Source organism: Microlunatus speluncae (genome assembly GCF_009299835.1).
GTDB classification, from domain to species: Bacteria; Actinomycetota; Actinomycetes; order Propionibacteriales; family Propionibacteriaceae; genus Microlunatus; species Microlunatus speluncae.
Genome location: NZ_VKCZ01000007.1, coordinates 329,687 through 354,826, shown reverse-complemented (window position 1 = coordinate 354,826; position 25,140 = coordinate 329,687). Strand labels below are relative to the sequence as shown.

The window sequence follows — 25,140 nt, the reverse complement described above, 5'->3', positions numbered from 1 at the left end:
AATGAACCGATCCCGCGTCCCCACCGGAAACAACTTCACCATCGCCAACAACTCCGCTCTCGACACGAATGTTGTCTCGACCGTATGAATTTGCCCGACGATCGAGCCGGGAAACGTCACACTCGATGATCCCGACCGCAGCCCAACCGGCACACGGCCGGAAATCCCAGGAAACGCTTCAACCGGCCCGTCCTTGGCGCGTCTTTTCCCTAGGCATGCACCGAGCGGATCGGTCCGGCTGACCTCGAGTGACCGCGACACCACGACCAAGCTCATCGGTGGATCCGGGCCCAGGGAACGATGGTGATCAGCCGGGATCGCCGGCGGGGAGGGGGAGGGCGGTGCCGAGCGCGGCCGGGATGCCGAGGTCGGGCTTGTCGTCGGCGGTCCAGTTGATCTTCTGGGCCCGGATGGTGCGGGGTTCGCCGCAGTCCGAGCTGTTCGCGTAATCCCTGGCGTGGTAGACGATCCAGTCCTCGGTGCCGTCCGGTGAGGTGAAGAAGCTGTGGTGGCCGGGGCCGTAGACGCCGTTCTCCGGGCTCTTGCTGAAGATCGGCTCCGGGGTCTTGGTCCAGGAGGCCCGGTCGGCCGGATCGCCACCGGTGTAGGTGAGCAGTCCGATCGCGTAGTCCGGGGTGCCGCACTGGGCCGCGGAGTACGTGACGTAGATCTTGCCGTTGCGATAGATCGGGTAGGCGCCTTCCTGGGTCTCGCCGTCGCCGATCTTCTCCCACTCGTAGTTGGGCTCGGACAGGATCCGCGGTTCGGCCGCGAGGGTCCACGGATCGCTCATCGGTGCGATGTAGAGCTTCTGGGCGCCGGACGTCGGGATGCCGGCATAGATGTAGTAGAGCTGATCATCGACCGTGAGCACGGTGCCGTCGATGCTGAAGATGTCCGGCCCTTCCAGTTGGCCCTTGTAGGTGTACGGGCCGAGCGGGCTGTCGCCCTGGCTCTCCGCGACGAAGTTGCGATGGGTCGAGATGTCGCCTTCGATCTGCGCGGTGTAGTAGAGATACCAGCGATCGCCGAACCGGTGGATCTCCGGCGCCCAGATGTTGTCCTGATACTCGGTCGGCTGGGTCGATGCGTCGTAGACCACGGTCGGCGTCGCCGCGCCGAGGGTAGCCAGGGACGGCGAGGTCGAGACCGTGATCACGCTGGCGGCGGTCGTGCTGGCCAGGAAATACTGCCCGTCGTGGAAGGCGAGCCACGGATCGGCACCGTCGCGGATCGGGTTGGTGTAGGTCCCGGCCGTCGGGGCCGCGGTCGCCGAGTCCGGCGCGCCGACGCCGAGCACGGCGAAGATCATGATCGCGAACAGCGCGGCCGGCAGCCGAGGTCGCCGGTATCGCTCGGATCGTCGTCGGAGCAGGGATCGGGGGCTCGAGTCACGCAGTCGGTTGGCCATGATCATGGTCTCCTGTCTCGGTGTTGGTCAAGGGTTTGTGGAATAGGCCTCGCGAACGGCTTGGATGATCAGATCGGGACGATCCGGTTGATAGCGGTCGACGACGGCGACGAGCTGGCCACCCGAGTCGGCGACCCGCCAGGCGGCGGGATCCTCGAAGCCGGGATCGGGGACGGTGAAGCCGATCGTGTCGATCGCGTCGATCCCGACATCGATGCAGGCCCCGCCGACATCGCGCAGCGCGGTCAGCCGGAACGCCAGGGTCGCCTCGGTCTTGCCACGCAGGGTGGCAGACACGTCGAACGCTCCCTGCGGCGATCGCCCGTAGACCCACAGTTGCTGCCAGGTGGAGTCGTGCACGTCGGCGCTCCAGACTGGTTCACCGTCGATCATGACGTCGATCCGGTAGTCGCCCCGCTCGGGCACCTTCTCGATCGTCATTGTCCGCGAATGCCAGAATCCCAGCTCGTGGCGCGGACTGTCCGGCTGAACGTCGATCCGGGTGACGAGTTCGGCGAACTCACCCTCCTTGACCGGGACCACCGGCGCCAGCAGGGCGCCACGCCCGTCGCCGTACATCGAACGCCGCCCGTTGCCGACGGCCGGCGCGCCGTCGACCTGGAGGCCGTAGCTGGTCACCCCGAGGATCTCGCCGGAAGCGGCTCGGGTCACGGCCTCGGTGACGCAGGCGGATACGTATTCAGCAGTGGGCTCGAGCAGGCCGGCGAGCCAACGGCCGGTGTAGGCCAGAACGATCACGTCCAGATCGTGCCGCCGGGTCACTTCGATGATGGTGTCCAGATCGGTGCGCAGCCGCTCGGGCCGGATCGTGTTGAAGTTGTGCCCGTCCAGGTAGGGAAAGACGATGCCGTCCAGGTACGGCCCGTACTTGATCATGAAGTCGTCCGACGTCGCGCCGGTGACGTAGGCGCAGGTGTAGAGGCCGAGCCGGGGATTGATGGCGAGTTGTGCCTCACGGACCCGGGCCAGGTAGTCGGGGACGAAGACGGCGGGGTTCTCGGCCCAGTCGAAGTCGTCGATGGCCCAGGCGGTCAGCACCGGATACTTCAATGACAGCTCGGCGAAGGCGCGGGCCCAGGCGATGTAGTCCATCACGTACGGCTGCGACGACTTGCCCCAGCTGAACGTCTCCGACGGCGGCACGATGTAGGGCATCACCTGGATCCCGGCCTGCTGCGCCGCCGGCAGGAACTCCGACCAGAGATCATCGAAGTCGGTCGGCGAGTCCCAGATGCTGTAGCAGTAGTGATTGGCGCCGATCGAGGTGAGCAGTTCGATCATGGCCGGGGTGTCGACGTGGCGATAGCCGTCGGCCCGGGCCGCCTTCTCCCGGATCCACCCGCCGACGGTGTTGCCGCCGGCGAGGGCCGACCTGATCCCACCGGCCGGCGTCTGATCGCGCAGTCCGGAGCCCCGATAGCGACGTGGTGCGGTGTCCGTCATGGGCTCTACTTTCGAATAGTCGAAACTATCATCGCGATTCTGTTGGTTAGGCTAACCCGCTGGATCGAAAGCCCCACAGTGAAAACGGTCGATTCCCACGATGCGGGAGGCCGACCCGGCATCGTCGGCTACTTATATACGAGTTCGTATATAATAGTGTTATGACCCGGAACAGAGTGACGGCGACTGAGCTCGCCGCGGCCGTGCGCGGCGGAGAGATCTCGGCGCGTGAGCTCATCGAGGCTCGGCTGGCCACGATCGAGTTGATCAATCCCAAGATCACCGCGATCACGCAATTGGCCGACGATGCCCGTGCAGCTGCCGCCGAGCTCGATGCGCGCCGCGATCGAGGCGAGGTGCTCGGGCCACTGGCCGGAGTACCGATCACGGTGAAGGAGAGCATCGCGGTGCGCGGCCTGGCGACCACCCACGGTGCCCGATTCCTCCGTGATCATCGGGCAGATCACGATGCTCCGCCGGTGGCTCGGCTCCGCCGGGCCGACGCGGTGATCATCGGCCACAGCAACATGCCGACGCTGACCCTGGCCGGCATGCACACCCGGAGCGAACTGTTCGGCAGCACCAGGAATCCCTGGGATCCGGAGCGGACGCCGGGCGGCTCCAGCGGCGGCGATGCCGCGGCCGTCGCGAGCGGCCTGGCCGCCATCGGGCTCGGCAACGACTCGGCCGGATCGCTCCGCCTGCCAGCCAACTTCTGCGGTGTCGCGGCGCTCAAACCGAGCACCGGGCGCTATCCCGCCGATCACCGGATCGGGCCGGACGAGCCCACCCTGGCGGCCCAGCTCTTCCCGGTCGACGGTCCGATCGCCGCGACGGTCGAGGACCTCGGGCTCGTCCACCGAGTGCTCAGTGGGGCCGACCCGGTCGATCCGCGGGCGCTGCCGATCCCGGCCGAGCTCGGCTCGGACGGGCCCGGTCGGGTCGCCTTGATCAGGGACCCCGGTGGTGTCGGCCTGGCGCCGGCGGTCGACTCGGCCCTGGACATCGCGGCCGCGTTGTTGATCAGCGCCGGCTTCGAGGTGCGCGAGGTCACCGAGCTGCCGGCTCAGGCGGCGGCGCTGGAAACCTTCGGTGTCTTGATCAACACCGAGTTCGGGCTCGGCTGGGAGCGGATCAGGTCCGTGCTGGCGCCGGAGGATCGCCGCTACCAGGAGTTCGCGATGGCCCGGCGGCCGCCGGGCACCTTGCCGGAGTACATCGCGGCGACCGCCGCCCTGCACGGGATCCGCCGGGCCTGGGCGGAGTTCGGCCGCGATCACGAGCTGGTCCTCGGCCCGGTCTACGCCGATCAAGCTCCCTATCCCGACGAGGAACGGAAATCGGCCACGGCGAACGAACGCTATGGCCGGGCGATGGCGCTGAACGTGATCAGTACCTGTGCCGGACTGCCCGCGGTCGCCGTGCCGACCGGCCTCGCCGACGGCCTGCCGACCGGCGTCCAACTGATCGGCCGTGCCTTCCGGGAGGACGACTGCCTGGCCGCCGCCGCGGTGATCGAGCGAGGAGGCACCATGCCGCCCTGCCCGTTCGTTCCCTGAGGCCCTGGATCCACCGGTGATCTTGGAGCTGTGGTGTCACCTCCCCAGCTCGGCGGGCAGGGCTGACGCTGGTTCCGTTCGCTGAGCCTGTCGAAGGGCCAGCCAGGTCCGTGCGCCTCTCCCGGGGGCGGCCGGCCGGGGTGTCGGTGCACTCATGTCGCAGATCTGACAACCGTTGGCCGGATTGCCCTATTTCGGCACGATTTCGCGAACCATTGTCAGATCTGCGACATCGGTCCACCGTCAGGCCGAACCCGAGGAGGGCACCGACTGACCGCCCCTTCGGCAGGCCCGGGGAGCGAGCGGCCCGCAGGTTCAGCCCGAATCCACCGATGATCTTGGAGCCGTGGCCGCGTCCAGGGTTGGCGAAGGCGGTCGCTGGTTTCGGTCCCTGAGTTCTGTCGAAGGGCTGGTCGGGAGTTGCCCTCGCCTGGGGTTGCCGGACAAGACGCGCCAAGGACGGGCGGGATTTGCGGTCGGCCGGGATCGCGGCCGAGGACCGGTTATGCGCTGGGTTTCGACTGCACTCCGCGAGTGGACGCTTTGGCCGCGGATCTGCGTCTGGAAGCTGGCCGAACAGTCCACTCGCCGCCCGCCGGCGGGTGAGGTCGGTGATCTCGATCCTCGGGGGCAGGGTTCGGCGTCGGTGGCGTAGCGTCATCCGGCTTCCGGTCCGGCAGCCATCGAGTGTGACCTTTTCCACCCGGGTTCGCAGATTTCAGGTGGATAAGGTCACTCTCGACGCAGCGCTTGGCCAAGGCACCTGGCCGAACCGGGCTCCTTCTGGCGGGTGCGTCCGATCGGTGGATCCAGGGTCAGGGGTTGGCGCGTACGGCGGCGGTGAACAGGGTGGCCAGTTGGTCGCCGACGGCCACGGGGTCGGCCGGCGGGTCGGTGAGCACCAGGGTGTCCAGGGCCGACTGGATCACCCGGGCGGTCAGGGTCACGTCGAGCTGGCGGATCGTGCCGGACTTGATGCCCCGACGGAGCAGTTCCTCGATCGGCGCGGCTCCGACCGCGGCGCGATCGGCGTACGACAGCGGGCGATGGGCTTCCTGGTAGCGGCTGATCGCGACCAGGGCCCGGGTCTGCGCCGGCTGCGCGGCCACGTAGGCCGCGGTGGACCGCATGTAGTCGCCGAGGGCGGCGAGGGGATCCGCCTCGGCGTCGACGGAGTGGTTGATTAGGTTCGCCGCCTGCTCGACCAGGGAATCCCGGACTGCCTCGACGAGTTCGTCCTTGTCGGCGAAGTTGCCGTGGAAGGCTCCGCGCGAATAGCCGGCGGTGTCGGCCAGCAGGTCGAGCGAGACGTCGCTGATCGGCCGCTCCGCCCACAGCCGCACCGCGGCGGTGATCAGGTCCTGCCGGGTCTCGGCCCGGCGTTCGGCCTGGGTGCGTCTGCCGCGCCGGCTGATCACCGGCCGGACCTCGCTCGGCCCTTCCGGTTGATCTTGACATCCTCGAGGCAGCTGGAACCGAGCTGCAGGTCGCCGGGGACGAGGCCGAACCGGGCCAACAGCGCGGCGACCCGATCCCGGGCGATCAACTCGGCCAGGGCATCCGCGTCCTCGATGCCTTCCTCCCGCGTCACGACCTGCACCCGCGCGACCCAGGAGTGCAGGGCCGGCTCGTAGCTCAGGGTGCCCGGCTCCGTGAACTCGGCGTTGAGCACAGTGTGCCGGTCCGCCTCGGCCAGGAGTTGCTGCCGCTGCCGCTCGGTGAGGGCGCCGAAGCGACTCCGGGCAATTACCCGGTACGTGCGGCGATCCACGGCTGGCCTCCCGTCGACATTTAGATACGTGATCGTATATATGTTTCTGGTCCCGATCAACCCTCGTGGTGATGATCATGGCGCGGTCAGCGCCTCGGTCGGGGACAACCGGGAGGCCCGTACGGCCGGATAGAGCCCGGCCAGGCAGCCGATCACCAGGGTTGCGCCGAGCCCGAGCGCCATCGCCCACGGCGGCACCACGGTCGGCCAGCCCTGCAGCCCGGCATAAAGCGCGGTCACGCCGATGCCGAGCAGCAGCCCGGCGGTGCCGCCGATCGCGGACAGCAGCAGGGCCTCGGCCAGGAACTGGGCCCGGATGCTCCCGCGGGTGGCGCCGAGGGAGCGACGCAGACCGATTTCGCCGCGGCGTTCCAGCACGGAGATCACCATCGTGTTCGCTACACCGATCCCGCCGACCAGCAGAGCGACCGAACCGAGCCCGAGGAGGAGGCTGCTCAGGGTCGTGTCCGCGGCCTGCTGCGCGGCCAGTGCGTCGGACGGCCGGGACACGTCGACCTCGTTCGGCGCCGCCGGATTCGCGGTGTTGCCGAGCACGGCCTGGACCTCTTCGACGTACGGCTGCTCGGCCCGGGTGTAGATCGTCGTCGGGTAGCCGTCGAAGCCGAGCAACTCGATCGCGCTGGTCCAGCCGACGATCGCGGCCGTGTCGAACTCCGGTGACAGGGTGACCGGGGCGAGGATGCCGATCACGGTGAACCACTGGCCGCCGAGGAAGACCTGTTGATCGGGGCCGACCGAGCCGACGCCGAGCCGCTCGGCGGCGGTCGCGCCGAGCACGACGGCCGGATACTTCTCCGTTGCGGGGTTGAGGAAGGAGCCGGCCACCAGCTTTCCGCCGAGGGTGTCGAGCAGGTCGGGCTTGGCCGCGACGACGCTGATCCCGCCCGACTGCGCCGCCGGCACCTGATCGTTGCGATAGACCTTCGCGCCGGCGATCACCCCGGTGGCGCTGACCGATTCGACCGGACCGATGTTGTCGATCATGACGGTCGACTCGACCGGCAGGTGCGACTGATCACCGAACAGGTTCTGCCCCGGACTGACGGTCAGCAGGTTGGTGCCGAGCTCGGCGATCTGGCGGTTGAAGTCCTCCCGGCTGGAGCTGGAGATGCCGATCACCGAGATCATCGCGGCGATGCCGATGGCGATGCCCAGCGCCGAGAGCAGGATCCGGGTTGGCCGGGCCCGCAGCCCGGCACCGCCGACCCGGATCAGATCACCGGGACTCAACCGGGCCGGTGTCAGCCGGCGCTGCTGCGGGGGATCGTTGGTGATCATGGTCGTGGTGATCATGGTCGTGCTCCTTCGCCGATCGACTCGTCTGCGATCTTGCGGCCGTCCCGCAGCTCCACCCGACGGGGCAGCGAGGCCGCGATGTCGCGATCGTGGGTGATGATCACGACGGTGGTGCCACCGGCATGCAGCTCGCGCAGCAGGCTCATCACGCCGACCCCGGACACCGTGTCGAGGTTGCCGGTCGGCTCGTCGGCGAGCAGCAGCGGCGGATCGCCGATCACGGCGCGCGCGATCGCGACCCGCTGCCGCTCCCCGCCGGACAGTTCGTGCGGCCGGTGCCCGATCCGGTGCCCCAGGCCGACCCGGTGCAACGCCCGTTCGGCCCGGTCCAGCCGGATCCGGCGTGGGACGCCGGCGTACAGCATCCCGTCGGCGACGTTGTCGATCGCCGGCACCCCGGCGGCCAGGTGGAACTGCTGGAAGATGAACCCGATGGTCAGGGCCCGCAAGGCCGAGAGTTGCCGGTCCGACAACCGGCGGACCCGGTAGCCGGCGATCTCGACCTCACCGGAGCTCGGCCGGTCCAGGGTGCCGAGGATGTTGAGCATGGTCGACTTGCCCGAGCCGGACGGCCCGACGATGCCGATCAGCTCCCCGGAGTTGATCTCCAGCGAGACGTCGTCCAGGGCCGCTACCCCGCCCTCGTACGTCCGGGACACCCGATCCAGCCGAACCACCACCGGCGGCTCCAGCGGGATCACGACGCCACCCCGACGACCGTGCCGGCCGCGATGCCGGCGCCGCTGATCTGCACCATCCCGCCGGCGAACATCCCGGTCTTCACCGCGACGTAGTCGACCTGGCCGCCGGAGACCACCTGCACGCCGTAGCCGCCACCGGCCAGCGCGACCAGTGCGGTGACCGGGACGATCAGCACGTTCGACGCCTTGCCGGTGATCAACTGCACGGTGACCGGCGCGGCCTCGAGGGTGCCGAGGGCCTTCTGGTCCTTGATCGACACGGTGACCGGGATCGTGGTGTTGCCGTCGGCGTCGGTGCTGGCCACGGCGCCGATGTCGCTCACCGTGCCCTTGACCTTCGAGCCGTTCGGCAGCACGACGGTGGCCGGATTGCCGACCTCGACGAACTGCTGCTTGTCCACGGCCAGGGCGATCTCGACCACCCGCTCGGTCCCGGTGTAGGTGATCACCTCGGCCCCGGGAGCCAGCCCGGCACCGACCGAGGTCTTGACCTCGGCGATCCGGACCGGTCCGGTGCTGACCGCGAGCTGGCCCGGCCCGACCTCGCCGTTCTCCGGCAGACCATGATCATCCTGCCAGTCGTAGACGGCTTCGGTGGTGGACGAGCCGAAGTAGGAGTCGACGTCGATGCCGTCGTAGCCCATCGCGGTCAGGTTCTTCTCCAGTTGCTTCACGTCCGGCCCCTTGTCGCCCTCGCTCAGTGTGCGGTAGGGCGGCAGCTTGCCGGTGAACAGCAGCACCGGATCGTTGTCGATCTTGTAGAGCGGGTCGCCGGCCTTGATCACCGAGCCCGGTGCCGGCAGCCAGGTGATCGTGCCGTCGGCCTTGCCGGTCAGGGTCTTCGCCGGCCCGTACGACAGCGTGCCGCTGACCGACTGGGTCTGGGTCAGGGTGCCCTCGGTGATCTTGGCCGTCGCCGGCGGCAGGCCGGTGCTCGAGGCCTCGACCTGCGGCACCGTGCCGCCGAAGCCGATCGCCGCGGCGGCGACGATCGCTCCGGTCGCCAGCACCGCGCCGGCGATCAACAGCCGGCGCACTCCGCGGCTCATTGGTCGTTCCCGGCGAGGATGTGCTGGCAGGCCTCGGAGGCCTTGCCGAAGGCGGGATCGTTGCGGTCGGTGCCCGGGAACATGCCCTGGCCGCTGCCCGGCTGCGGATCGGGGAAGTCCGGCATGCCGTTCTCCCGCATGCACTTGGCGAATTCCAGATAGCTGTCGATCCCGGTGTCGTCGCTCTGGCCGCGGATGCCGCCCGGCAGCAGGTCACCGCATGCCTGATGAGCCTCCTTGAACGCGGCGCTCTCCGGATCGACCCCGTCGCCGACGGTCGGCAGTCCGGTCTGCGGATCGGGATCGGCCATGTCGATGCCGTGGTCCCGCATGCAGGCGGCGTAGGCGTACGCATCCGGGCTCTGTGACTCCTTCGGCGACTCCGGAGCCTCGGAGTCGGGAGCCTCCGTGCCGGGTGACTCGGAGCCGGGCGCGCCGGAAGGCGGCTGGCTGGAACTGGGCGGGCCGGCGGTCGGGATGCCGCCGCTGGTGTCGGTGCCGGGCGTACAGGCCGCGAGCAGCATCCCGGCGGCCATGATCAACGCGATCAGGGCACCCGACAGGGCCCGCGGTGTGCTGGTCGTGATCTTCATCGTGACTCCTCCTGGTCGCGGTGACGATCACCGCTCGGGATCCAGTTGAGCCGTTGGCGGATAACCGGGCCGTAATCGCCGCGGCGCCGGTTATCCGCCGGTTATCCGGCGCGCGGCTCAACGAACAAGCGGCGCCGGACTCACAGCCGGCACACGGGAACCGCACAGGCCGGGCTGGTTATCCCGCGGTTATCTGAGGTGCAGCAGAATCGGCGTCGCGACGAAATGAGGTGAGACGAGTGCGGATACTCGTGGTCGAGGACGAGCCGGTCCTGGCCGACACGATGGCCGAATGGCTGCGGCGCGAGTCGTTCGCGGTGGACATCTCTTACGACGGCGAGGGGGCGCTGGAACGGATCGCCGTGTACGACTACGACGTGATCGTGCTCGATCGCGATCTGCCCGGCATCTCCGGCGACGAGGTCTGTCGCACGATCGTGGCGGCCGCGTCGCCGACCCGGGTGCTGATGGTCACCGCGGCGTCCGCGGTCCGGTCCCGGGTCGAGGGGCTGGCGATCGGCGCCGACGACTATCTGGTCAAGCCGTTCGCGTTCCTCGAGCTGTCGGCCCGGGTGCACGCCCTGTGTCGCCGGACCTCGGCTCCGGTGGCGCCGCTGATCGAGCGGTCCGGGATCTGCTGGGATGCCGGGCGCCGGGAGGCGTCCCGGGACGGCGTCGGCCTCAGCCTGACCAACAAGGAGTTCGCCGTGCTCGGCGAGCTGCTCCGGGCCGGCGGCACGGTGGTGTCGGCCGAATCCCTGCTGGACAAGGTTTGGGACGAGCACATCGACCCGTTCACCAACACGGTCCGGGTCACGGTGATGAAGCTGCGGCGCAAGCTCGGCGAGCCGCCGGTGCTGGAGACCGTGCCGGGCGTGGGTTACCGGATCCCATGATCAACCCACGACCGCGGATCGGGCTGCGGGGCCGGCTGACGCTGCTGTACGGCGGTCTGATCCTGGCCGCCGGCGCGTTGATCTTGGCCGGCATCTACCTCGTGGTCGGGCAGCGGCTGGACCAGGAACTGGGCAGCGACGCTACCGAGGCCCGGATCGAGGCGCTGCGGGATCGGGCCGCGGCGAGCGGTGACTCCACCATCCTGCTGCCGGACGGGACCCGGGTCGAGCTGGACGTGTTGATCACCCAGCTGGAGCAGGACCGAGCGGCGTTGCGGGACGCGGCGCTGACCGCGCTGCTGTCCCAGGGAGCCATCGTGGTGCTGGTGGTCGGCGTCGCGGCCGGCGCGGGCGGCTGGATCATCGCCGGCCGCGGGTTGCGCCCGCTCGATCTGATGACGGCGACGGCGGAACGGATCGCCCGATCCCGTGGCCCACAACGAAATCTGCAGGACCGGATCGGGTTGCCGGTCGGCGCCGGCGCCGCCCCGGACGACGAGGTGAAACGGCTCGCTGCCGCCTTCGACGCGATGCTCGACTCGCTCGATCGGGCCTTCGACGGCCAGCGCCACTTCGTCGCCAACGCGTCGCACCAGTTGCGCACGCCGCTCGCCGTGCAGCGGGCGATCATCGAGCTGGAGACGACCCGGCCGGGTGCCGCGCCGGCCACCGTTGCACTCGGCCACCGGCTGCTGGAAGTTGTCGAGACCAACGCGCGGCTGATCGACGGCCTGTTGTTGCTGGCCGAGAGCGAGAACCGGATCGAGCACGCCGAGCCGATCGATCTGGCCGAGACGGCCCGCGCCGCCATCGCCGCGGTGCAGGACGCGGACACCTCCGGCCTCGCGCTCCGGACCGACCTGGGTCCGGCCCCGTCCCACGGCGACCCGTTGCTGCTGGAGCAACTGATCCGCAACCTGGTCGAGAACGCCCTGCGCTACAACGTTTCCGGCGGCACGGTGACGGTCACGACCAAGATCGACAACGGGCAGGCGGTGATCATGGTCGACAACACCGGCCCGGTTGTCGCCGACGCCGACCTGCCCGGCCTGCTGGAGCCGTTCCGTCGCGGCACCCGGCGCGGCGGTGTCGGCGTGGTCGCCGGGCACGGGCTCGGTCTGGCCGTCGTCAACGCGATCGTCACCGCCCACGACGGCCGGCTGGAGCTCACGCCCCGGTCCGGCGGTGGGCTGCGGGTCGCGGTGTCGCTCGCCGCGCGGCCGCTGACGTACGCCTGACGAGTCTGTTCGTTCGGGGCACGAATCAGGCGGCCTTCGGTGATCAGCCGCGCAGGGACCAGGCGTGGCCGAACCAGTCGCCCCACTCCGGATCGCGCGGATCGGGCACGATGCCGCTGACCAGGATTCTGCCGTCGGCGCGGCAGGCACCGTCAGCGGCGCCCGCCGGGCCGTCGATCCGCTGGACCACCTTCGCTCCGACGACCCACAGCGCGATCGCCGTGATGGCCTCCGGCTCCGGGACGTACCGGTCGCCGAACGCCCAACAACCGTCCGCGGTCGGGACGAACGCGTGGATCCCGACCCCAGCGGGAAGTTTCACTTCGGTCCAGGTGCCGGCGACCCGACGATGCAGCCGATGGCGGACTTCCGCCTCGGGATACGCGGTGCTGAGGTACAAGGAGCGGCCACCGACGGCGCAGGGACCCTGCCAGGCCACCTGGCCTTCGCCACCGGGCGGCCCCTCGGCCAAGGCCCAGCCCGATCCGGACCGACGGAACAGCCAGGTGTCGGCGGTCGCCCAGTCCGTGGTCCCCGCGCCGATCGTCAGACTCGGAACGACATCCCCGGCCCAGACCGGCGCCTCGACCGGGCGCTCGGTCCACGATGCGGCTCCGTGCAGCGGTCGGGTCAGGCAGTACGGTCGCGGACGGCCGTCCCCCTCGGTCGGCGCGTAGCCCGTCAGCTCGATCCGGCCGTCGATCAGCGCCAGTGACGAAAACCCGCAATAGGCCGGCAACCGGTCCGTGTCCAGGGTGCGCCAGTGGCCGTCGAGCCCGAGGTGTCCGACCACGATGGAACCGTCGGCGACCGGCAGCGAACGCTCGTTGCGGTCGGCGACGATCCAGACGCCGGTCGGATCGGGGGTGATGGCATGAGCCCAGGCGGCGAAATCGTCCGGCAGTGGCACCGGAACCCAGCGGCCGCCGCACAGCCGGCGCAGGATGGCCCGGCGCTGCCAGCTGCCGTCCGGCCGGTCTGCCAGTCGCTGCATCCCGATCGCCCAACTGCCGGACCGCCCGGTCGCGATGGCGTCGAACCTCGCGTCCACCGGCCAGCCCGCCAGGTCCGTGAACCGGCCGGCGGCGACGGCTGACCCGGCCCGGACTGCCGATCCGACGGCGGCGGCGCCGGCGACTCCGGCGGCCAGTTTCAACACGGTGCGACGCTGCATGATCGGGTTCCTTCCGGTGGCGAACGGTGATCGAGCCCTCGGTCTGCCTTACGTCGCTCGGAGCGGAAACGTTTCGGCGTTCCTGACGTACGCTCCTCGCAGCATTCACATCCAGGGGAGGGATCGAGATGACCGAGATCAGCGGCGAGCGCGCCGACCTGCTGCACCTGTTCGCCGACGAACGGAAGAACTTCGCGATCACGCTGCGGGGGCTCAGTGACGAGCAGGCCCGGGCCAAGGCGACGGTCAGCGACCTGACGCTGGGCGGGCTGACCAAGCACCTCGCGGCGACCCAGTGGCACTGGTGCCTGGTGATCACCGAGCCGGACGAGAACGCCGAGCTGGACCTGGAATCGGGGATGTCGCAGTACTACATGGCCGAGGACGACACCCTGGCCGGCCTGGTTGTGGACTTCGACGACGCGGCCGCGTTCGTCGATCGGGTGATCAAGGAGACGCCGGACCTCGAGGCGACCGTCCCGCTGCCGACCGCGCCGTGGGCGCCGGAACGGGAATGGTGGTCGGTCCGGCGGATCCTGCTGCACATCCTGCGTGAGGTCTCCCACCACGCCGGGCACGCCGACCTGATCCGCGAGACCCTGGACGGCGGCAGCACCACCCGTGCCCTGGCCGAAGAGGCCGGGATGACCTTCTGAGGAAGGCTTCGGCGCCCGGCTGCTGGTCGACCTTCCGGGTGGCGGCGACGAGACAGGCTCGCCGGAGTCGCCGCAACCGTCGATCGGTCCGGCTACGGTTCGGGCATGACCTTCAACGATCATGACCGGAGCAACGTCGACGGGCAGACGGTCTTCGTGGTCGGCGCCGGATCGGGCATCGGCCGGGGCGCCGCGCTTCATCTCGCTCGCCGGGGCATGCGGGTGGCCTGCGTCGACCGGACGATCGAGCCGGTCGCGGAGCTGGCGAACAAGATCGTCGCCACCGGCGACAGCGCGATCGCCGCGATGGCAGACGTGACCGATCCGGATTCGGTGCAGCAGGCGTTCGCCGCGGCCGTCGCGGAGTTCGGTCAGATCCATGCCGTCGTCAACTGTGCCGGGATCCAGGGGCCGATGGGCCGGCGCAGTCACGAGGTCGAGCTGGCCGACTTCGACGCGGCGGTCGCGGTCAACCTGCGCGGCGCGCTGGTGGTCAGCCGGGCCGCGTTGCCGCACCTGGTCGAGCAGCAGTACGGCCGGATCGCCCACGTCGCCTCGATCGCCGGCAAGGAAGGCAACCCTTCCATGATCGGTTACTCGGCGAGCAAGGCCGGGCTGATCGGCCTGGTCAAAGCAATGGCGAAGGAGTACGCGACCGACGGGATCACGATCAACGCCCTGGCGCCGGCCGTGATCCGGACCAACTTCCTCGACAGCCAACCGCAGGAGGTCATCGACTACATGACCTCGCGGATCCCGATGGGCCGGGTCGGCACCATCGAGGAGGTCGCCGAGATGATCACCTTCATGGTGTCCCCGGCCTGCAGCTTCACCACCGGATTCTGCTTCGACGCCTCGGGCGGCCGGGCGACCTACTGACCCGGAATCGGTACGTCCCGGCCGTCCACCTTTACCGGTTAACCCTTGACATGATTCGCGGTCTCGGAGGTATCGTCTTTCCAAGATCGCCAGGGCAACCGTCTTCCGAAATCCCGTGAACCAATGCCGGTTTCCGGTGTCGCATGCCCCCAGAACGAACTGGAGGCGCCTGTGCACAGCCATTCGATAAGCGCTCTCTCCTGTCGATCATGATCAACTCGATGGCCTCGACGACGGTTCCGTCCCGTCGTTGATCGTCTGCGCTGTTCGGCCGCCCGCCGGCCGCCCGTTCCGGTCTTCCCGGAGGTTCGCATGACACCGAAGTTTGCCGACCGCTCCCGACGTGACTTCCTGATCCTGTCCGGCCTGAGTTCGGCCGCCGTGGCCCTGTCGTCCTGCGGCACGCCCGAGTTGCCGCCCGCACCGCCGCCCTCCTCGGGCGGCGAGCCGACCGCCACCGGCTCGGCGCCCCGGGAAGTGCCGCGGGGCAGGCCGCCGGAGGTGCCGCGCGAGCAGACCCTGATGCTGACCTACGGTGACGGCAGCGACTTGGGCATCTGCAATCCATACGCCTCCGGCTTCAACCACCAGCGAGGCCTGGCGGCGATGCTCGAGCCGCTCTGGTACTACTCCGCCTTCAACGGCGAAACCACACCCTGGCTAGCGGACGGCGAGCCGGCCTACGCGCCGGACTTCTCCAGCGTCACGATCACCACCCGGACCGACGCCGCGTGGAGCGACGGGACACCGTTCAGCGCCAAGGATGTCGCCTTCTCGCTGGAGATGCTCCGGGCCGAGAAGAACAGCGCGATGACCTATTCGGCCGACATCCGGGAATGGGTCAAGAAGGCCGAGGCGACGGACGACAAGACGGTGAAGATCACGTTCACCAAGCCGGCGCCGCGGTTCGTCTTCGACTTCCTCTACTTCAAGAACGACCTGGGCATCTTCCTGGTGCCGGAGCACATCTTCAAAGATCAGAAGGACCAGTTCGGGTTCCTGTTCTACGACCCGGGCAAGGGCTGGCCGGTGGTGACCGGGCCCTACACAGTGGCCGACTGGACGGTGCAGCAGCGGCTACTCGATCGCCGCGATGACTGGTGGGCGATCAAGGCCGGCCTGTCCGAACTGCCGGCCCCGACCCGGATCATCGTCGTCCCGTTCACCGACCCGACCAACACCGCCCAGCAGTTGATCAACAACGAGCTGGACTCCTCCCTCGATCTGCGGCCGCCGGTGATCAAGCAGGTGGTCGACCAGAACCAGAAGATCATCGCCTGGACCGACCGGAACCCGCCGTACGGCTACACCGACTGGTGGCCGCAGTCGCTGTTCTTCAACTGCGCCGCGAAGCCGTACGACGACGTGGAGATCCGCCGCGCCGTCAACCACGCGATCAACCGGCAACAGCTGGTCGACATCGGTTACGAGGGCGCCGGCACGCCGTCCTTCCTGCCGTTCCCCAACTTCCCGCCGCTGCAGAAATACCTCGATGCCGCCCAGCCGATGCTGGCCGCGAACCCGACCGACGCCTACGACCTGGCCAAGGTCGACGCGATCATGACCGGCAAGGGCTACGCCAAGGACGGCGACGGGCTCTGGGTCAAGGACGGCAAACGGGTCGACGCGACGATCTACGGCATCGTCGATCTGGTCAACGACTACGGCGCGATCCTGGCCGAGCAACTGCGCGCCGGCGGCTTCGAGTCGTCGCTGCAGACGCCCGGTGACTCCACCACCCGGATGACCGACGGGTCGGCCAAGCTGTTCCTGTTCGGCTTCGCCGGCGCGATCGCGGATCCGTATCCGTCGCTGGAGCTGATGCACTCCCGGCACTTCTCCAAGATCGGCACGGCCGGCGACATCAGCAGCCACTGGAAGAACAGCGACTACGACAAGATCGTCGAGCAGATGTCGTCGCTCCCGGTCGACGACCCGCAGGAGCTGCCGCTGTTCCTGCAGGCGATGGAGATCTATCTGACCGAGTTGCCGCACACGCCACTGGTGCAGTGGATGCACCGGATCCCTTACAACACGACCTACTGGACCGGCTGGCCGACGGAAGCGGACCCGTACCTGCCGGGCGCGTTCTGGTTCAAGACGTTCTCCCTGGAGCTGACGCGACTGAAGCCGGCTGCGGGCTGAGAGCGAGGCGGGGCCGTGTATTCCTGGCAGTATCTCCTGAAACGGATCGGCCTGCTGATCACGGTGATGTGGACGGCGGCGACGATCAACTTCCTGATCCCGAAGCTCAGCCCGCGCGACCCGATCATGGAACGGCTGGTGCAGGCGGCGACCCAGGGCGGACGCAACCAGTCCGGGCTACAACAGATGATCGAGGCCTACCGACGCGAGTTCGGGGTCGATGCGCCGATCTGGCAGCAGTACGGGAACGCGCTGCTGAAGGTGGTCCGGTTCGACTACGGCTATTCGATCGGCCAGTATCCGCGGACGGTCAACTCGGTGATCTTGGACGCGCTGCCGTGGACCCTGGGCCTCGGCCTGATGTCGATCCTGATCGCCTTCGTGATCGGCACGATCCTCGGCGCGTTGCTGGGCTGGCCACGGTCGCCGCGCTGGTTGCGGTTCTTCGTCCCGACGTCGATGCTGACCAGCGCGGTGCCCGCCTTCGTGCTCGGCTTCCTGTTGATCTACGTGTTCTCGTTCCAACTGAAGCTCTTTCCGCTGGCCGGCGCCTACTCCCGGACGGCGACGCCGGAACTGAGTCCGGAGTTCATCCTGGACGTGATCAGGCACGGCTTCCTGCCGGCCTGTGCCCTGATCTTGTTCCAGTTGGGCGGGCAGGCGTTGCAGATGCGCAGCCTGATGGTGATGACCACCGGTGAGGACTACATCATCTTCGCCGACGCCAAGGGGCTCAGACCGCGCCGGATCTTCCTGGGCTATGCGGTGCGCAACGCGTTGCTGCCGCAGGTGACCGGGCTGGTGTTGTCGCTGGGCACGTTCATCTTCTCGACCGTCCTGGTGGAGACCCTGTTCGGCTATCCGGGCCTCGGCCTGCTGATCAACAACTCGATCCAGGTGCTCGACTACAACCTCTTGTACGGCATCACGATGATCTTGGTCTTCGCGGTCTGCCTCGCCACCCTGATCGTCGATCTGATCTATCCGCTGCTCGATCCGCGGATCCGCTACGGGAAGGCGTGACGATGGCCGTAGCCGCCACCCAGACCAGCACCCTGCTAGCCCCGCGCCGGCGGGTCGGCCGGGCCATGTCCCTGCTGCTCTACCTGCGCCGGCATCCGATGCTGACGGTCGGACTGATCATGTTCTTGGCGTTGGTGCTGTTCTCCACCGCCGGCACCTTGCTGATCGATCCGCTGAAGGATCCGTATCCGCTGGCCGGTCCGGCGAGCAAGCCGCCGTCGCTGGAGTATCTGTTCGGCACCGACGCGCAGGGCCGGGACCTGTTCGCGGTGATGATCGTCGGCACCCGGCTCAGCCTGCAGATCGGCCTGCTGGCGGGCGCGATCGGGTTGGCCATCGGCGTCGTCCTCGGTCTGGTATCGGCGTTCTACGGCGGCTGGCTGGACAACGTGATCAGGTGGGTGGTGGACGTCATGTTCACCATCCCGAGCTTCCTGGTGATGGTGGTGATCGCCTCGCTGCTGCGGCAGTACATCTCGATCGAGAGCATGGCGCTGATCCTGGCCGCGTTCGCCTGGCCCGGGCCGACCCGGGCAATCCGGGCCCAGGTGCTGTCCCTGCGGGAGCGGGAGTTCTTGCGGCTGGCCCGGCTGTCCGGCATGCGCGGCCCGGAGATCATCATCCGCGAGTTGCTGCCCAACCTGGCGCCGTTCCTGTTGGCCGGCTTCGTCTCCGCGCTGATCGCGGCCGTCTACGGGGCGCTCGGCCTGGAGCTGCTCGGTCTCGGCTCGCAGCGGGAGCCGACGCTGGGGATGACCTTCTTCTGGATGCAGAAGTTCTCCGCCCTGCTGCGCAATCTCTGGTGGTGGTGGGGGATTCCGATCGCGATCATCCTGATCCTGATCTTGTCGCTGTTCCTGATCTCGTTCGCGTTGGACGAGTGGGCCAACCCCCGATCCAGGAGGTCGCAGTGACCGATCGGACGCGCCCGGAGACCGACCTGACTCGGCCCGTGCTGTCGGTGCGCGATCTCGCTGTGCAGTACTACACCGACGACGGGCCGGTGCGCGCGGTCAACGGGGTGTCGTTCGACCTGATGCCGGGAGAGAAGCTCGGCCTGGTCGGCGAGTCCGGCTCCGGCAAATCGACCATGGCGCTGGCGCTGATGCGGTTGCTCCGGGCGCCGACGACGATCACCGGCGAGGTCATGCTGGACGGCGACGACCTGATCACGCTGCCCGAGCGTGGGGTGCGCCAGCTGCGGTCGAGCAAGATCAGCATGATCCCGCAGGGGGCGATGAACTCGCTCAACCCGGTGACCAAGATCGAGAAACAGATCATCGACACGCTGGAGGACCACGGCGGCCGCCGCGACAAGCGGGAGCTGCTCGGCCTGGCCCGGGACGCGCTGGAATCGGTCGGTCTGCGCCGCTCGGTCGGCAAGATGTATCCGCACGAGCTGTCCGGCGGGATGAAGCAGCGGGTCTGCATCGCGATCGCGGTCGCCATGCAGCCGCAGGTGGTGATCGCCGACGAGCCGACCTCGGCGCTGGACGTGGTCGTGCAGCGTCAGGTGATGGACACGATCCTCAAGCTGCAGGAGGAGCTCGGCGTCGCGGTGATCCTGATCGGTCACGACATGGGCCTGATGGCGCAGACCGTCGACCGGCTGGCGGTGATGTATGCCGGCAAGCTGGCCGAGCTGTCGCCGATCCACGACATCTTCGCCGACCCGCTGCATCCGTACACGGAACTGCTGATCGAGAGCCTGCCCAAGCTGGCCGACCGCGGGACCTTCCGCGGCATCCCCGGCCTGCCGCCGTCGTTGCGGTCGATGCCGTCCGGCTGCCTGTTCCATCCCCGCTGTCCCAAGGCCTTCGACCTCTGCACCGAGCTCGCCCCGGACTATCTGGAGTCCGAGCCGAGCCGGTTCGTCGCCTGCCACCTGCACCAGAGTCAGGAGAGCCATGCCGTCCGACGATGATCATGACCCGAGCGCGCCGCTGGCCGAGCTGAACCAGGCGACCAAGATCTATCGCGGCGGCATGCTGGCCAAGAACGCGACCGTCGCCCTTGATCACGTGTCACTGACCATCCGCGGCGACACTCCGCAGGTGGTCGCCGTGGTCGGCGAGAGCGGCAGCGGCAAGTCGACGCTGGCCTCCCTGCTGCTCGGCTTCATCTCGCCGACCGAGGGCACCGTCCGGTTCCAGGGCCGCGACATCGCCTCGCTGCGCGGTGCCGACCTGGGCCGGTTCCGGCGCGAGGTGCAGGCCGTGTTCCAGGACCCGTTCTCGGTCTTCAATCCCTTCTACAAGGTCGATCACGTGCTCACCGTGCCGATCCAGAAGTTCCGGCTGGCCCGGTCGACGGCGCAGCGGCAGGAGCTGATGGTGACCGCGCTGGAGGCGGTCGGCCTGCGCCCGGACGAGACGCTCGGCCGCTATCCGCACCAGTTGTCCGGCGGGCAGCGGCAGCGGGTGATCGTCGCCCGGGCGCTGATGCTGAAGCCGAAGTTGATCATTGCCGATGAGCCGGTGTCGATGGTCGACGCGTCGCTGCGGGCCACCATCCTGGAGAGCCTGCGGACCGTCAACCGGACCCTGAAGGTGCCGATCCTCTACATCACCCATGATCTGGGCACCGCCTACCATGTCAGTGATCACATCGTGGTGATGTATCGCGGCAGCATCGTCGAGGCCGGCGCCGTCGAGACGGTGATCGAGTCGCCCAAGCACCCGTACACCCGGCTGTTGATCGACTCCATCCCGTGGCCGGACCCGAAGCAGCCCTGGGGCGAGCACCGCGCGACGGCCCAGGCCACCCTGGAGGTCCCCGAACACCACCCCGGCTGCCGCTTCGCCGACCGTTGCGCCTTCGCCGAGCAGCACTGCCTGGAGAGCCCACCCCCGCACTACCTGACCGCCCCCGCCCACTCCGCCCGCTGCTACCTCTACCGCGACCACCCGGAGGTCTCCGACGAAGCCTTCCGCACCCTCCTGACCCTCCCTCCCTAAACCCCGCCGACCCGTCACATCCGCGGCCCTTTTGGCGGCGTGTCCACGCGGATGTGACGGCTCGCCGTTCGCAGCGATGAGTTTCCGGGCCTGGTGGCGTACAACTGTCATGAATCGGAAGAATCGAGCGATGCAGATCGAGGTCAACGGGGTCGAACTTGCGGTGGAGACGGTCGGAGACCCAGCCGATCCGCCGCTGCTGCTGATCGGCATCACCGTGCCGAGTTGGCCCGACGAGCTGTGCGCGGCCCTGACCGGGCGCTACGTGGTGCGGTACGACCTGCGCGACGCCGGCCGCTCGACGTTCGTCGATCCGCAGGCACCGGGCTATGACCTGCGCGACCTGGTCACCGACGCCTCCGAGCTGCTCCGCGCGCTGGAGCTGGAGCAGGCGCACGTGGTCGGTCTGGGCGTGGGCGGTTTCATCGCCCAGTTGCTGGCACTGGACCATCCCGATCAGGTCGCGTCGCTGACCTTGATCGCCACCCGCCCGGTCGCGCCCGGGCCCGTCGATCCCGATCTTCCTGATCATGACGGCACGGTGATGGGGCAGCTGTTCGGCCGGCCGCAGCCGGACTGGACCGATCGGGAGAGCGTGATCGACTACCAGACCGAGTCGACGCGGCTGCTGGCCGGGTCGCGGGGTTTCGACGAAGAGGACGTACGCGCCACCATCGGGTTGATCTTCGATCGGGCCGACCGATCGCCGACGGCACAACCAGCGAGCCAGATCGGGAGCATGTTCGCGGCGATCGACTGCAAACCCCGCTGGCGCGAGCGGCTGGGCAAGATCACCGCGCCGACGCTGGTGGTGCACGGCGAGGAGGATCCGTTCTTCCCGCACGGCAACGGGGTCGCGCTCGCCGCCGAGATCCCGAACGCCACGTTGCTCACGCTGCCCGGTGTCGGCCAGGGGTTGCCGCGGGTCACCTGGCCGGTCGTCGTCGAGGCGCTGCTCCGGCACACGTCATGATCAAGAATGCCCGGCCGAATAGACGAAGAACCGGTAGCGCCGCCGCAGCGTGAAGCCGGCCGATTCAGCCGTGTGCCAGGATCCCGGATTGTCCTCGTTGCAGTGCCAGCCGACCTCGGACAGTCCGCGGTCGAACGCGATCGTCGCGGCCGCCGCCGCGACCTGGGACGCCAGGCCGCGACGGCGGTGCGCGGGCGCGGTGTGGATGCCGATCTCGGCCCGGTCGCCGACGGCGCAGTCCGCCACGCTCCAGCCGGCGAAGTCGTCACCGAGCCGGGCGACGACGCCGAATCCCTGCGCCAGGAAGGCCTCCTCGCCGCCCCAGTTGCCCGCGATCCAACGTCGAACGTGATCGGGCAGCCCTGGTCGGCACAGCAGTTCGGCATCGATCGGAACGAGGCGATAGCCGGCCGGCGGATCCGGTCGCGGACGTGACGGCCCGGGGTGAAGCAGGTAGTGCCGCCGGGGCACAACGACCGGCGCCGGCCCGGGCACGATCTCCCGTGCCCACCGTCCCCAGCCGTCATGATCGAACGAGAGCACCAGCCCGCCGTCTCGCTCGGGATCGAAGGTCGCCGCCACGTGGGCGCGCAGGTCCGCGACGAAGGGGGTGCCGGTCGGGTCACCGCCGACGAAGTTGCCTTCCGGCGAGTGGACGAACACGGCCCTCGGGTCCGCGGCATCGTCGACCAGCACCACACCGGGCATCGTGCCGGCGAGCACCGCCGCGACGCTCAGCTGATGATCAAGACCGGCGAGCAGCGGCGCGGCCTTGGCGGCGGCTCGCCCATGAACCTCGGTGAGCATGATTCCTCCCGAACCCATCCAACCGTTGGCGCTGTCAACGCGCGAAGGATTTTCGTGCCGGGATCGTGGTCAGTTCGGCCCCGTCTTGCGGCCAAAGTGACCATAATGTGCGTCGGACTCAGTCGAGCCGGCCGGCGCCGCGGAGGATCCGGAGCGCGTTGAGGGTGATCAGCTCGCTGGGCTCGCCGGCCACGCCCCAGTCCACGACGTCGTACTGGTGGGTGAACCGATGACCCGGCTTCACCCACCACTGCCGGTCCGCCGCCCAGCGGCCGTCCGGCCGGCGGCGTTGCTCGAGCAGGTCAAGGCCTCCGGCGGCGCGCGGGTCGGTGATCCTGCCGATCCGGGTGAGGAAGATCATCGACGCCAGGATGTCGTAGTGCCAGTAGGCCGGATAGCCCAGCTTGATCCAGCGTTGATCGATCACCTGACCGGCCGGCACCGGATGCGGAAACCGCCGGCTCGGCCGCCCGCTGCCCAAGCTGTAGACGAGGCGATGCTGCAGATACAGCTCAGCCGTCCGGTCGGCGGCGGCCGCGGCAGCGGAGTCACCGGTCGCCGCGGCGTATTCGTGCAGCCCCCAGGCGGCGGCCAGTGACTCCTGGAAGGAGGACCGACGACCGGACGCGTTGCGATGACAGTTCCAGCCACCGTCCGGCCACTGCCATTCGATCAACGAGTCCGCGATCCGACGCAGCCGGGGATCGTCGGCCAGGCCGAGCCTCGCCCCGATCACCAGGGCGTGGCCCTCGCCGTTGGAGCAGAACCGATGCAGTCCGTCGATGATCGTCGGCCGACCCCGGTGGTGCGGCTTCCCGAGCACCCGGTCCAGATACCAGTCGGCGGCCGCGATCGCCCGCGGCTCGTCGGGCGGAATCGCCAACTCCACCAGCGCCACCAGCCGCCAAAGCGTCGACGACCAGCCTTCGCCGGGGAACACTCCGTCCTCCCGCTGCCCGGCCAACAGCGTGGTGATCATCGACCCGGCCAAGATCGCCGACTCGTCGGGAGCCGCCTCCGTGCCGAGCAGGTCCCGCCTGGCCAGGTAGCGGATCGCCGGCTCGTCCGAGCTCAGCAGCCAGTCGATCGCGGCTCGATTCTCGGCATTCAGCTCGAGCGTCGTCATGATCTCCCTCGTGGTCATGGGGTCGATCCGCCTGTACCGACGGGCACGGGTTGTCCGTTCCAGGTGAGGCAGGTCCAAACGCCGGACGGATCCACCGTGATCTCGGAGACCGCGGTGTTGATCAACGGGTTGGCGTCGACGTACTGGCGGCTGAGGTTATGGCATCGGCTCGACAGACCCAGAGCGGTGATGCCGCCATGGGTGACGAAGAGGACTGTCTGACTCCGATGTCGCACCGACGCCTCGGTGACGATGCTCAGCAAGCGGTGCAGCACCGTGGCTGGATCGTCGTTCTCTGCGGTCACTCCCGGTGCTGGATCCTCGTCCCGCCTCTCCCGCAGTCGGTCATCCGGGTTGATCGGAAGGCCGAGAGCGGCCCCGATGATTTCGGCAGTCTGCTTGGCTCGCAGCATGGAACTGCTCCAGATCGCGATGATCACTCGGTGCGACAGGGCGGGGACCAAGGCCTGAGCCTGCCGTCGCCCGAGCTCGGTGAGGCTGCGTGGCATGCCCGGCGTCGTGATCACCGCGTCGCCGTGCCGGACAAAGATGATCTTCGTTCCGTCGCGGCTCATACCTTGAGCCGCATCACGATGAAGTCGCCGCGGTGGTACGGGCTGTCGGTGCTGCGGAGGTCGTCACGCTGGGTGGGCTCGAAGCCGGCCTTCTCGAACATGGACAGGTTGCCGATGTGGCCCATGGTCTTGGGCGAGTTCTGGCACGGGCTGACCCGGCCGATGCCCGGCACCTGCTTGCTGGGCCAGTTGTCCCGCAGATATTCGGCCACCTGAGGCGAACGCCAGCGATAGGTCCGGCGCAGCTTGCCGAGCATCGGGTCGTGATGGGCGTACGCCAGCGGCACGGCCTCGATCCAGCCGCCGCCGTGCTTCTTGATCACCGCGACGGCGGCCTTCAGGGCCCGGCCGGCCACGCCCTGGTGCCGGAAGTCCATCCGGGTGGTGAAGCAGTTGATCACCCAGTCCGTGTCGGCGTGCCGGGCATAGATCTTGGTCGGGTCCGATTCCTCACTGTGCACCGGCAACTCGTCGACCCGGCCGAAGTGGCACCAGCCGACCGGCTCGCCGTCGGCGTAGACCAGGATGCCGCGGGCGTCGCCGCGGTCGACCAGTTCCTTGACCGCGGCGAGCTCCCTGGCTCGCATCAGGTCCCGGTGCGGGAAGTGTTTCGCCGACCGATCGGGCGTGCTGCCGAGGCCGGCCGCCTTCTGCTTCGCCGAGCCGGCGATGGGGGACAGGTGCCGGCCGAAGAAGTAGAGCGTGCAGGCACACCCGTGCACAGTCGCGAAGAACCGCTCGAAGTCGCCGAAGGTCCGCTTCGACAGCTCCCGGGTCGTGAACCGCACCATCACGCCACCTCCATGATCACGCCATCTCCATGATC

Annotated in this window: 25 protein-coding genes; 11 read left to right on the top strand and 14 right to left on the bottom strand. The window is 68.7% G+C overall.

All coding sequences use genetic code 11. The annotated features are described in order from the left end of the window. The 3 genes from FNH24_RS31950 to FNH24_RS11320 all read right to left on the bottom strand — a co-directional run. A partial coding sequence (locus FNH24_RS31950) for a hypothetical protein (RefSeq protein ID WP_217428157.1) occupies positions 1-276 on the bottom strand: 276 nt, incomplete at its 3' end. 31 nt (positions 277-307) lie between these two features. After that, complete coding sequence (locus tag FNH24_RS11325; RefSeq protein ID WP_161606094.1) at positions 308-1,411, bottom strand: glycoside hydrolase family 43 protein; 1,104 nt, start codon at positions 1,409-1,411, stop codon at positions 308-310. A 27-nt stretch (positions 1,412-1,438) separates the two neighbouring features. After that, positions 1,439-2,875 carry a hypothetical protein gene (locus FNH24_RS11320; protein WP_152362267.1) on the bottom strand — a complete coding sequence of 479 codons (1,437 nt, stop codon included), beginning with the start codon at positions 2,873-2,875 and terminating at the stop codon, positions 1,439-1,441. A 161-nt stretch (positions 2,876-3,036) separates the two neighbouring features. Here FNH24_RS11320 and FNH24_RS11315 point away from each other — a divergent pair, with 161 nt between their 5' ends. Then, entirely contained in the window at positions 3,037-4,434 is a 1,398-nt protein-coding gene (locus FNH24_RS11315; RefSeq protein ID WP_152362266.1) for an amidase family protein, read from the top strand. An 815-nt stretch (positions 4,435-5,249) separates the two neighbouring features. Here FNH24_RS11315 and FNH24_RS31430 read toward each other — a convergent pair. The 6 genes from FNH24_RS31430 to FNH24_RS11290 all read right to left on the bottom strand — a co-directional run bounded on the left by FNH24_RS31430 (position 5,250) and on the right by FNH24_RS11290 (position 9,865). Further along, positions 5,250-5,852, bottom strand: a complete 603-nt coding sequence (locus tag FNH24_RS31430) for a TetR/AcrR family transcriptional regulator (protein ID WP_161606093.1) — start codon at positions 5,850-5,852, stop codon at positions 5,250-5,252. Beyond that, the gene (locus tag FNH24_RS31425; protein ID WP_161606092.1) at positions 5,849-6,205 is read right to left on the bottom strand and encodes a DUF6204 family protein; all 357 of its coding nucleotides are present in this window, start codon (positions 6,203-6,205) and stop codon (positions 5,849-5,851) included. The genes FNH24_RS31430 and FNH24_RS31425 overlap by 4 nt, the downstream gene beginning before the upstream one ends. A 75-nt stretch (positions 6,206-6,280) precedes the next feature. Further along, positions 6,281-7,519, bottom strand: a complete 1,239-nt coding sequence (locus tag FNH24_RS11305; RefSeq protein ID WP_246186843.1) for an ABC transporter permease — start codon at positions 7,517-7,519, stop codon at positions 6,281-6,283. Continuing rightward, a complete protein-coding gene (locus FNH24_RS11300) occupies positions 7,516-8,223 on the bottom strand; it encodes an ABC transporter ATP-binding protein (RefSeq protein WP_425486885.1) in 708 nt (235 codons plus the stop codon). The genes FNH24_RS11305 and FNH24_RS11300 overlap by 4 nt, the downstream gene beginning before the upstream one ends. Continuing rightward, positions 8,220-9,272 carry a peptidoglycan-binding protein gene (locus FNH24_RS11295; protein ID WP_152362264.1) on the bottom strand — a complete coding sequence of 351 codons (1,053 nt, stop codon included), beginning with the start codon at positions 9,270-9,272 and terminating at the stop codon, positions 8,220-8,222. Before FNH24_RS11295 ends, FNH24_RS11300 begins: the two co-directional genes overlap by 4 nt. After that, positions 9,269-9,865: a hypothetical protein gene (locus FNH24_RS11290; RefSeq protein ID WP_152362263.1), complete on the bottom strand. Its 597-nt coding sequence runs from the start codon at positions 9,863-9,865 to the stop codon at positions 9,269-9,271. Before FNH24_RS11290 ends, FNH24_RS11295 begins: the two co-directional genes overlap by 4 nt. A 239-nt stretch (positions 9,866-10,104) precedes the next feature. Here FNH24_RS11290 and FNH24_RS11285 point away from each other — a divergent pair, with 239 nt between their 5' ends. Next, positions 10,105-10,761, top strand: a complete 657-nt coding sequence (locus FNH24_RS11285) for a response regulator transcription factor (protein ID WP_152362262.1) — start codon at positions 10,105-10,107, stop codon at positions 10,759-10,761. After that, a complete protein-coding gene (locus tag FNH24_RS11280; protein WP_152362261.1) occupies positions 10,758-11,999 on the top strand; it encodes a sensor histidine kinase in 1,242 nt (413 codons plus the stop codon). The genes FNH24_RS11285 and FNH24_RS11280 overlap by 4 nt, the downstream gene beginning before the upstream one ends. Before the next feature lie 43 nt (positions 12,000-12,042). On the opposite strand, the gene FNH24_RS11275 is transcribed toward FNH24_RS11280, so the two are convergent. Beyond that, complete coding sequence (locus FNH24_RS11275; protein ID WP_152362260.1) at positions 12,043-13,173, bottom strand: hypothetical protein; 1,131 nt, start codon at positions 13,171-13,173, stop codon at positions 12,043-12,045. A gap of 128 nt (positions 13,174-13,301) precedes the next feature. Here FNH24_RS11275 and FNH24_RS11270 point away from each other — a divergent pair, with 128 nt between their 5' ends. The 8 genes from FNH24_RS11270 to FNH24_RS11235 all read left to right on the top strand — a co-directional run bounded on the left by FNH24_RS11270 (position 13,302) and on the right by FNH24_RS11235 (position 21,806). Further along, the gene (locus FNH24_RS11270; RefSeq protein ID WP_152362259.1) at positions 13,302-13,829 is read left to right on the top strand and encodes a DinB family protein; all 528 of its coding nucleotides are present in this window, start codon (positions 13,302-13,304) and stop codon (positions 13,827-13,829) included. A 105-nt stretch (positions 13,830-13,934) separates the two neighbouring features. Then, positions 13,935-14,708, top strand: coding sequence for an SDR family NAD(P)-dependent oxidoreductase (locus FNH24_RS11265; protein ID WP_152362258.1), 774 nt, complete (start codon positions 13,935-13,937; stop codon positions 14,706-14,708). Positions 14,709-15,020: 312 nt separating this feature from the next. Continuing rightward, positions 15,021-16,853: an ABC transporter substrate-binding protein gene (locus FNH24_RS11260; RefSeq protein ID WP_152362257.1), complete on the top strand. Its 1,833-nt coding sequence runs from the start codon at positions 15,021-15,023 to the stop codon at positions 16,851-16,853. Positions 16,854-16,868: 15 nt separating this feature from the next. Beyond that, complete coding sequence (locus FNH24_RS11255) at positions 16,869-17,876, top strand: ABC transporter permease (protein WP_246186842.1); 1,008 nt, start codon at positions 16,869-16,871, stop codon at positions 17,874-17,876. A 2-nt stretch (positions 17,877-17,878) separates the two neighbouring features. After that, positions 17,879-18,790, top strand: coding sequence for an ABC transporter permease (locus FNH24_RS11250; RefSeq protein ID WP_152362256.1), 912 nt, complete (start codon positions 17,879-17,881; stop codon positions 18,788-18,790). Next, positions 18,787-19,800, top strand: a complete 1,014-nt coding sequence (locus tag FNH24_RS11245) for an ABC transporter ATP-binding protein (RefSeq protein ID WP_246186841.1) — start codon at positions 18,787-18,789, stop codon at positions 19,798-19,800. Before FNH24_RS11250 ends, FNH24_RS11245 begins: the two co-directional genes overlap by 4 nt. Next, the gene (locus tag FNH24_RS11240; protein WP_152362255.1) at positions 19,784-20,833 is read left to right on the top strand and encodes an ABC transporter ATP-binding protein; all 1,050 of its coding nucleotides are present in this window, start codon (positions 19,784-19,786) and stop codon (positions 20,831-20,833) included. Before FNH24_RS11245 ends, FNH24_RS11240 begins: the two co-directional genes overlap by 17 nt. A gap of 130 nt (positions 20,834-20,963) precedes the next feature. Continuing rightward, positions 20,964-21,806, top strand: coding sequence for an alpha/beta fold hydrolase (locus tag FNH24_RS11235; RefSeq protein WP_152362254.1), 843 nt, complete (start codon positions 20,964-20,966; stop codon positions 21,804-21,806). Here FNH24_RS11235 and FNH24_RS11230 read toward each other — a convergent pair whose 3' ends face one another. The 4 genes from FNH24_RS11230 to FNH24_RS11215 form a co-directional block, all read right to left on the bottom strand. Continuing rightward, positions 21,807-22,613, bottom strand: coding sequence for a GNAT family N-acetyltransferase (locus FNH24_RS11230; protein ID WP_161606091.1), 807 nt, complete (start codon positions 22,611-22,613; stop codon positions 21,807-21,809). It lies immediately after the preceding gene. Positions 22,614-22,731: 118 nt separating this feature from the next. Next, a complete protein-coding gene (locus FNH24_RS11225) occupies positions 22,732-23,757 on the bottom strand; it encodes a prenyltransferase/squalene oxidase repeat-containing protein (RefSeq protein WP_246186840.1) in 1,026 nt (341 codons plus the stop codon). After that, on the bottom strand, positions 23,754-24,314 hold the full coding sequence (locus FNH24_RS11220) for a histidine phosphatase family protein (RefSeq protein WP_152362252.1): 561 nt from the start codon (positions 24,312-24,314) through the stop codon (positions 23,754-23,756). Before FNH24_RS11220 ends, FNH24_RS11225 begins: the two co-directional genes overlap by 4 nt. Further along, complete coding sequence (locus FNH24_RS11215) at positions 24,311-25,105, bottom strand: GNAT family N-acetyltransferase (protein WP_152362251.1); 795 nt, start codon at positions 25,103-25,105, stop codon at positions 24,311-24,313. The genes FNH24_RS11220 and FNH24_RS11215 overlap by 4 nt, the downstream gene beginning before the upstream one ends. Between the last annotated feature and the right edge of the window lie 35 nt (positions 25,106-25,140).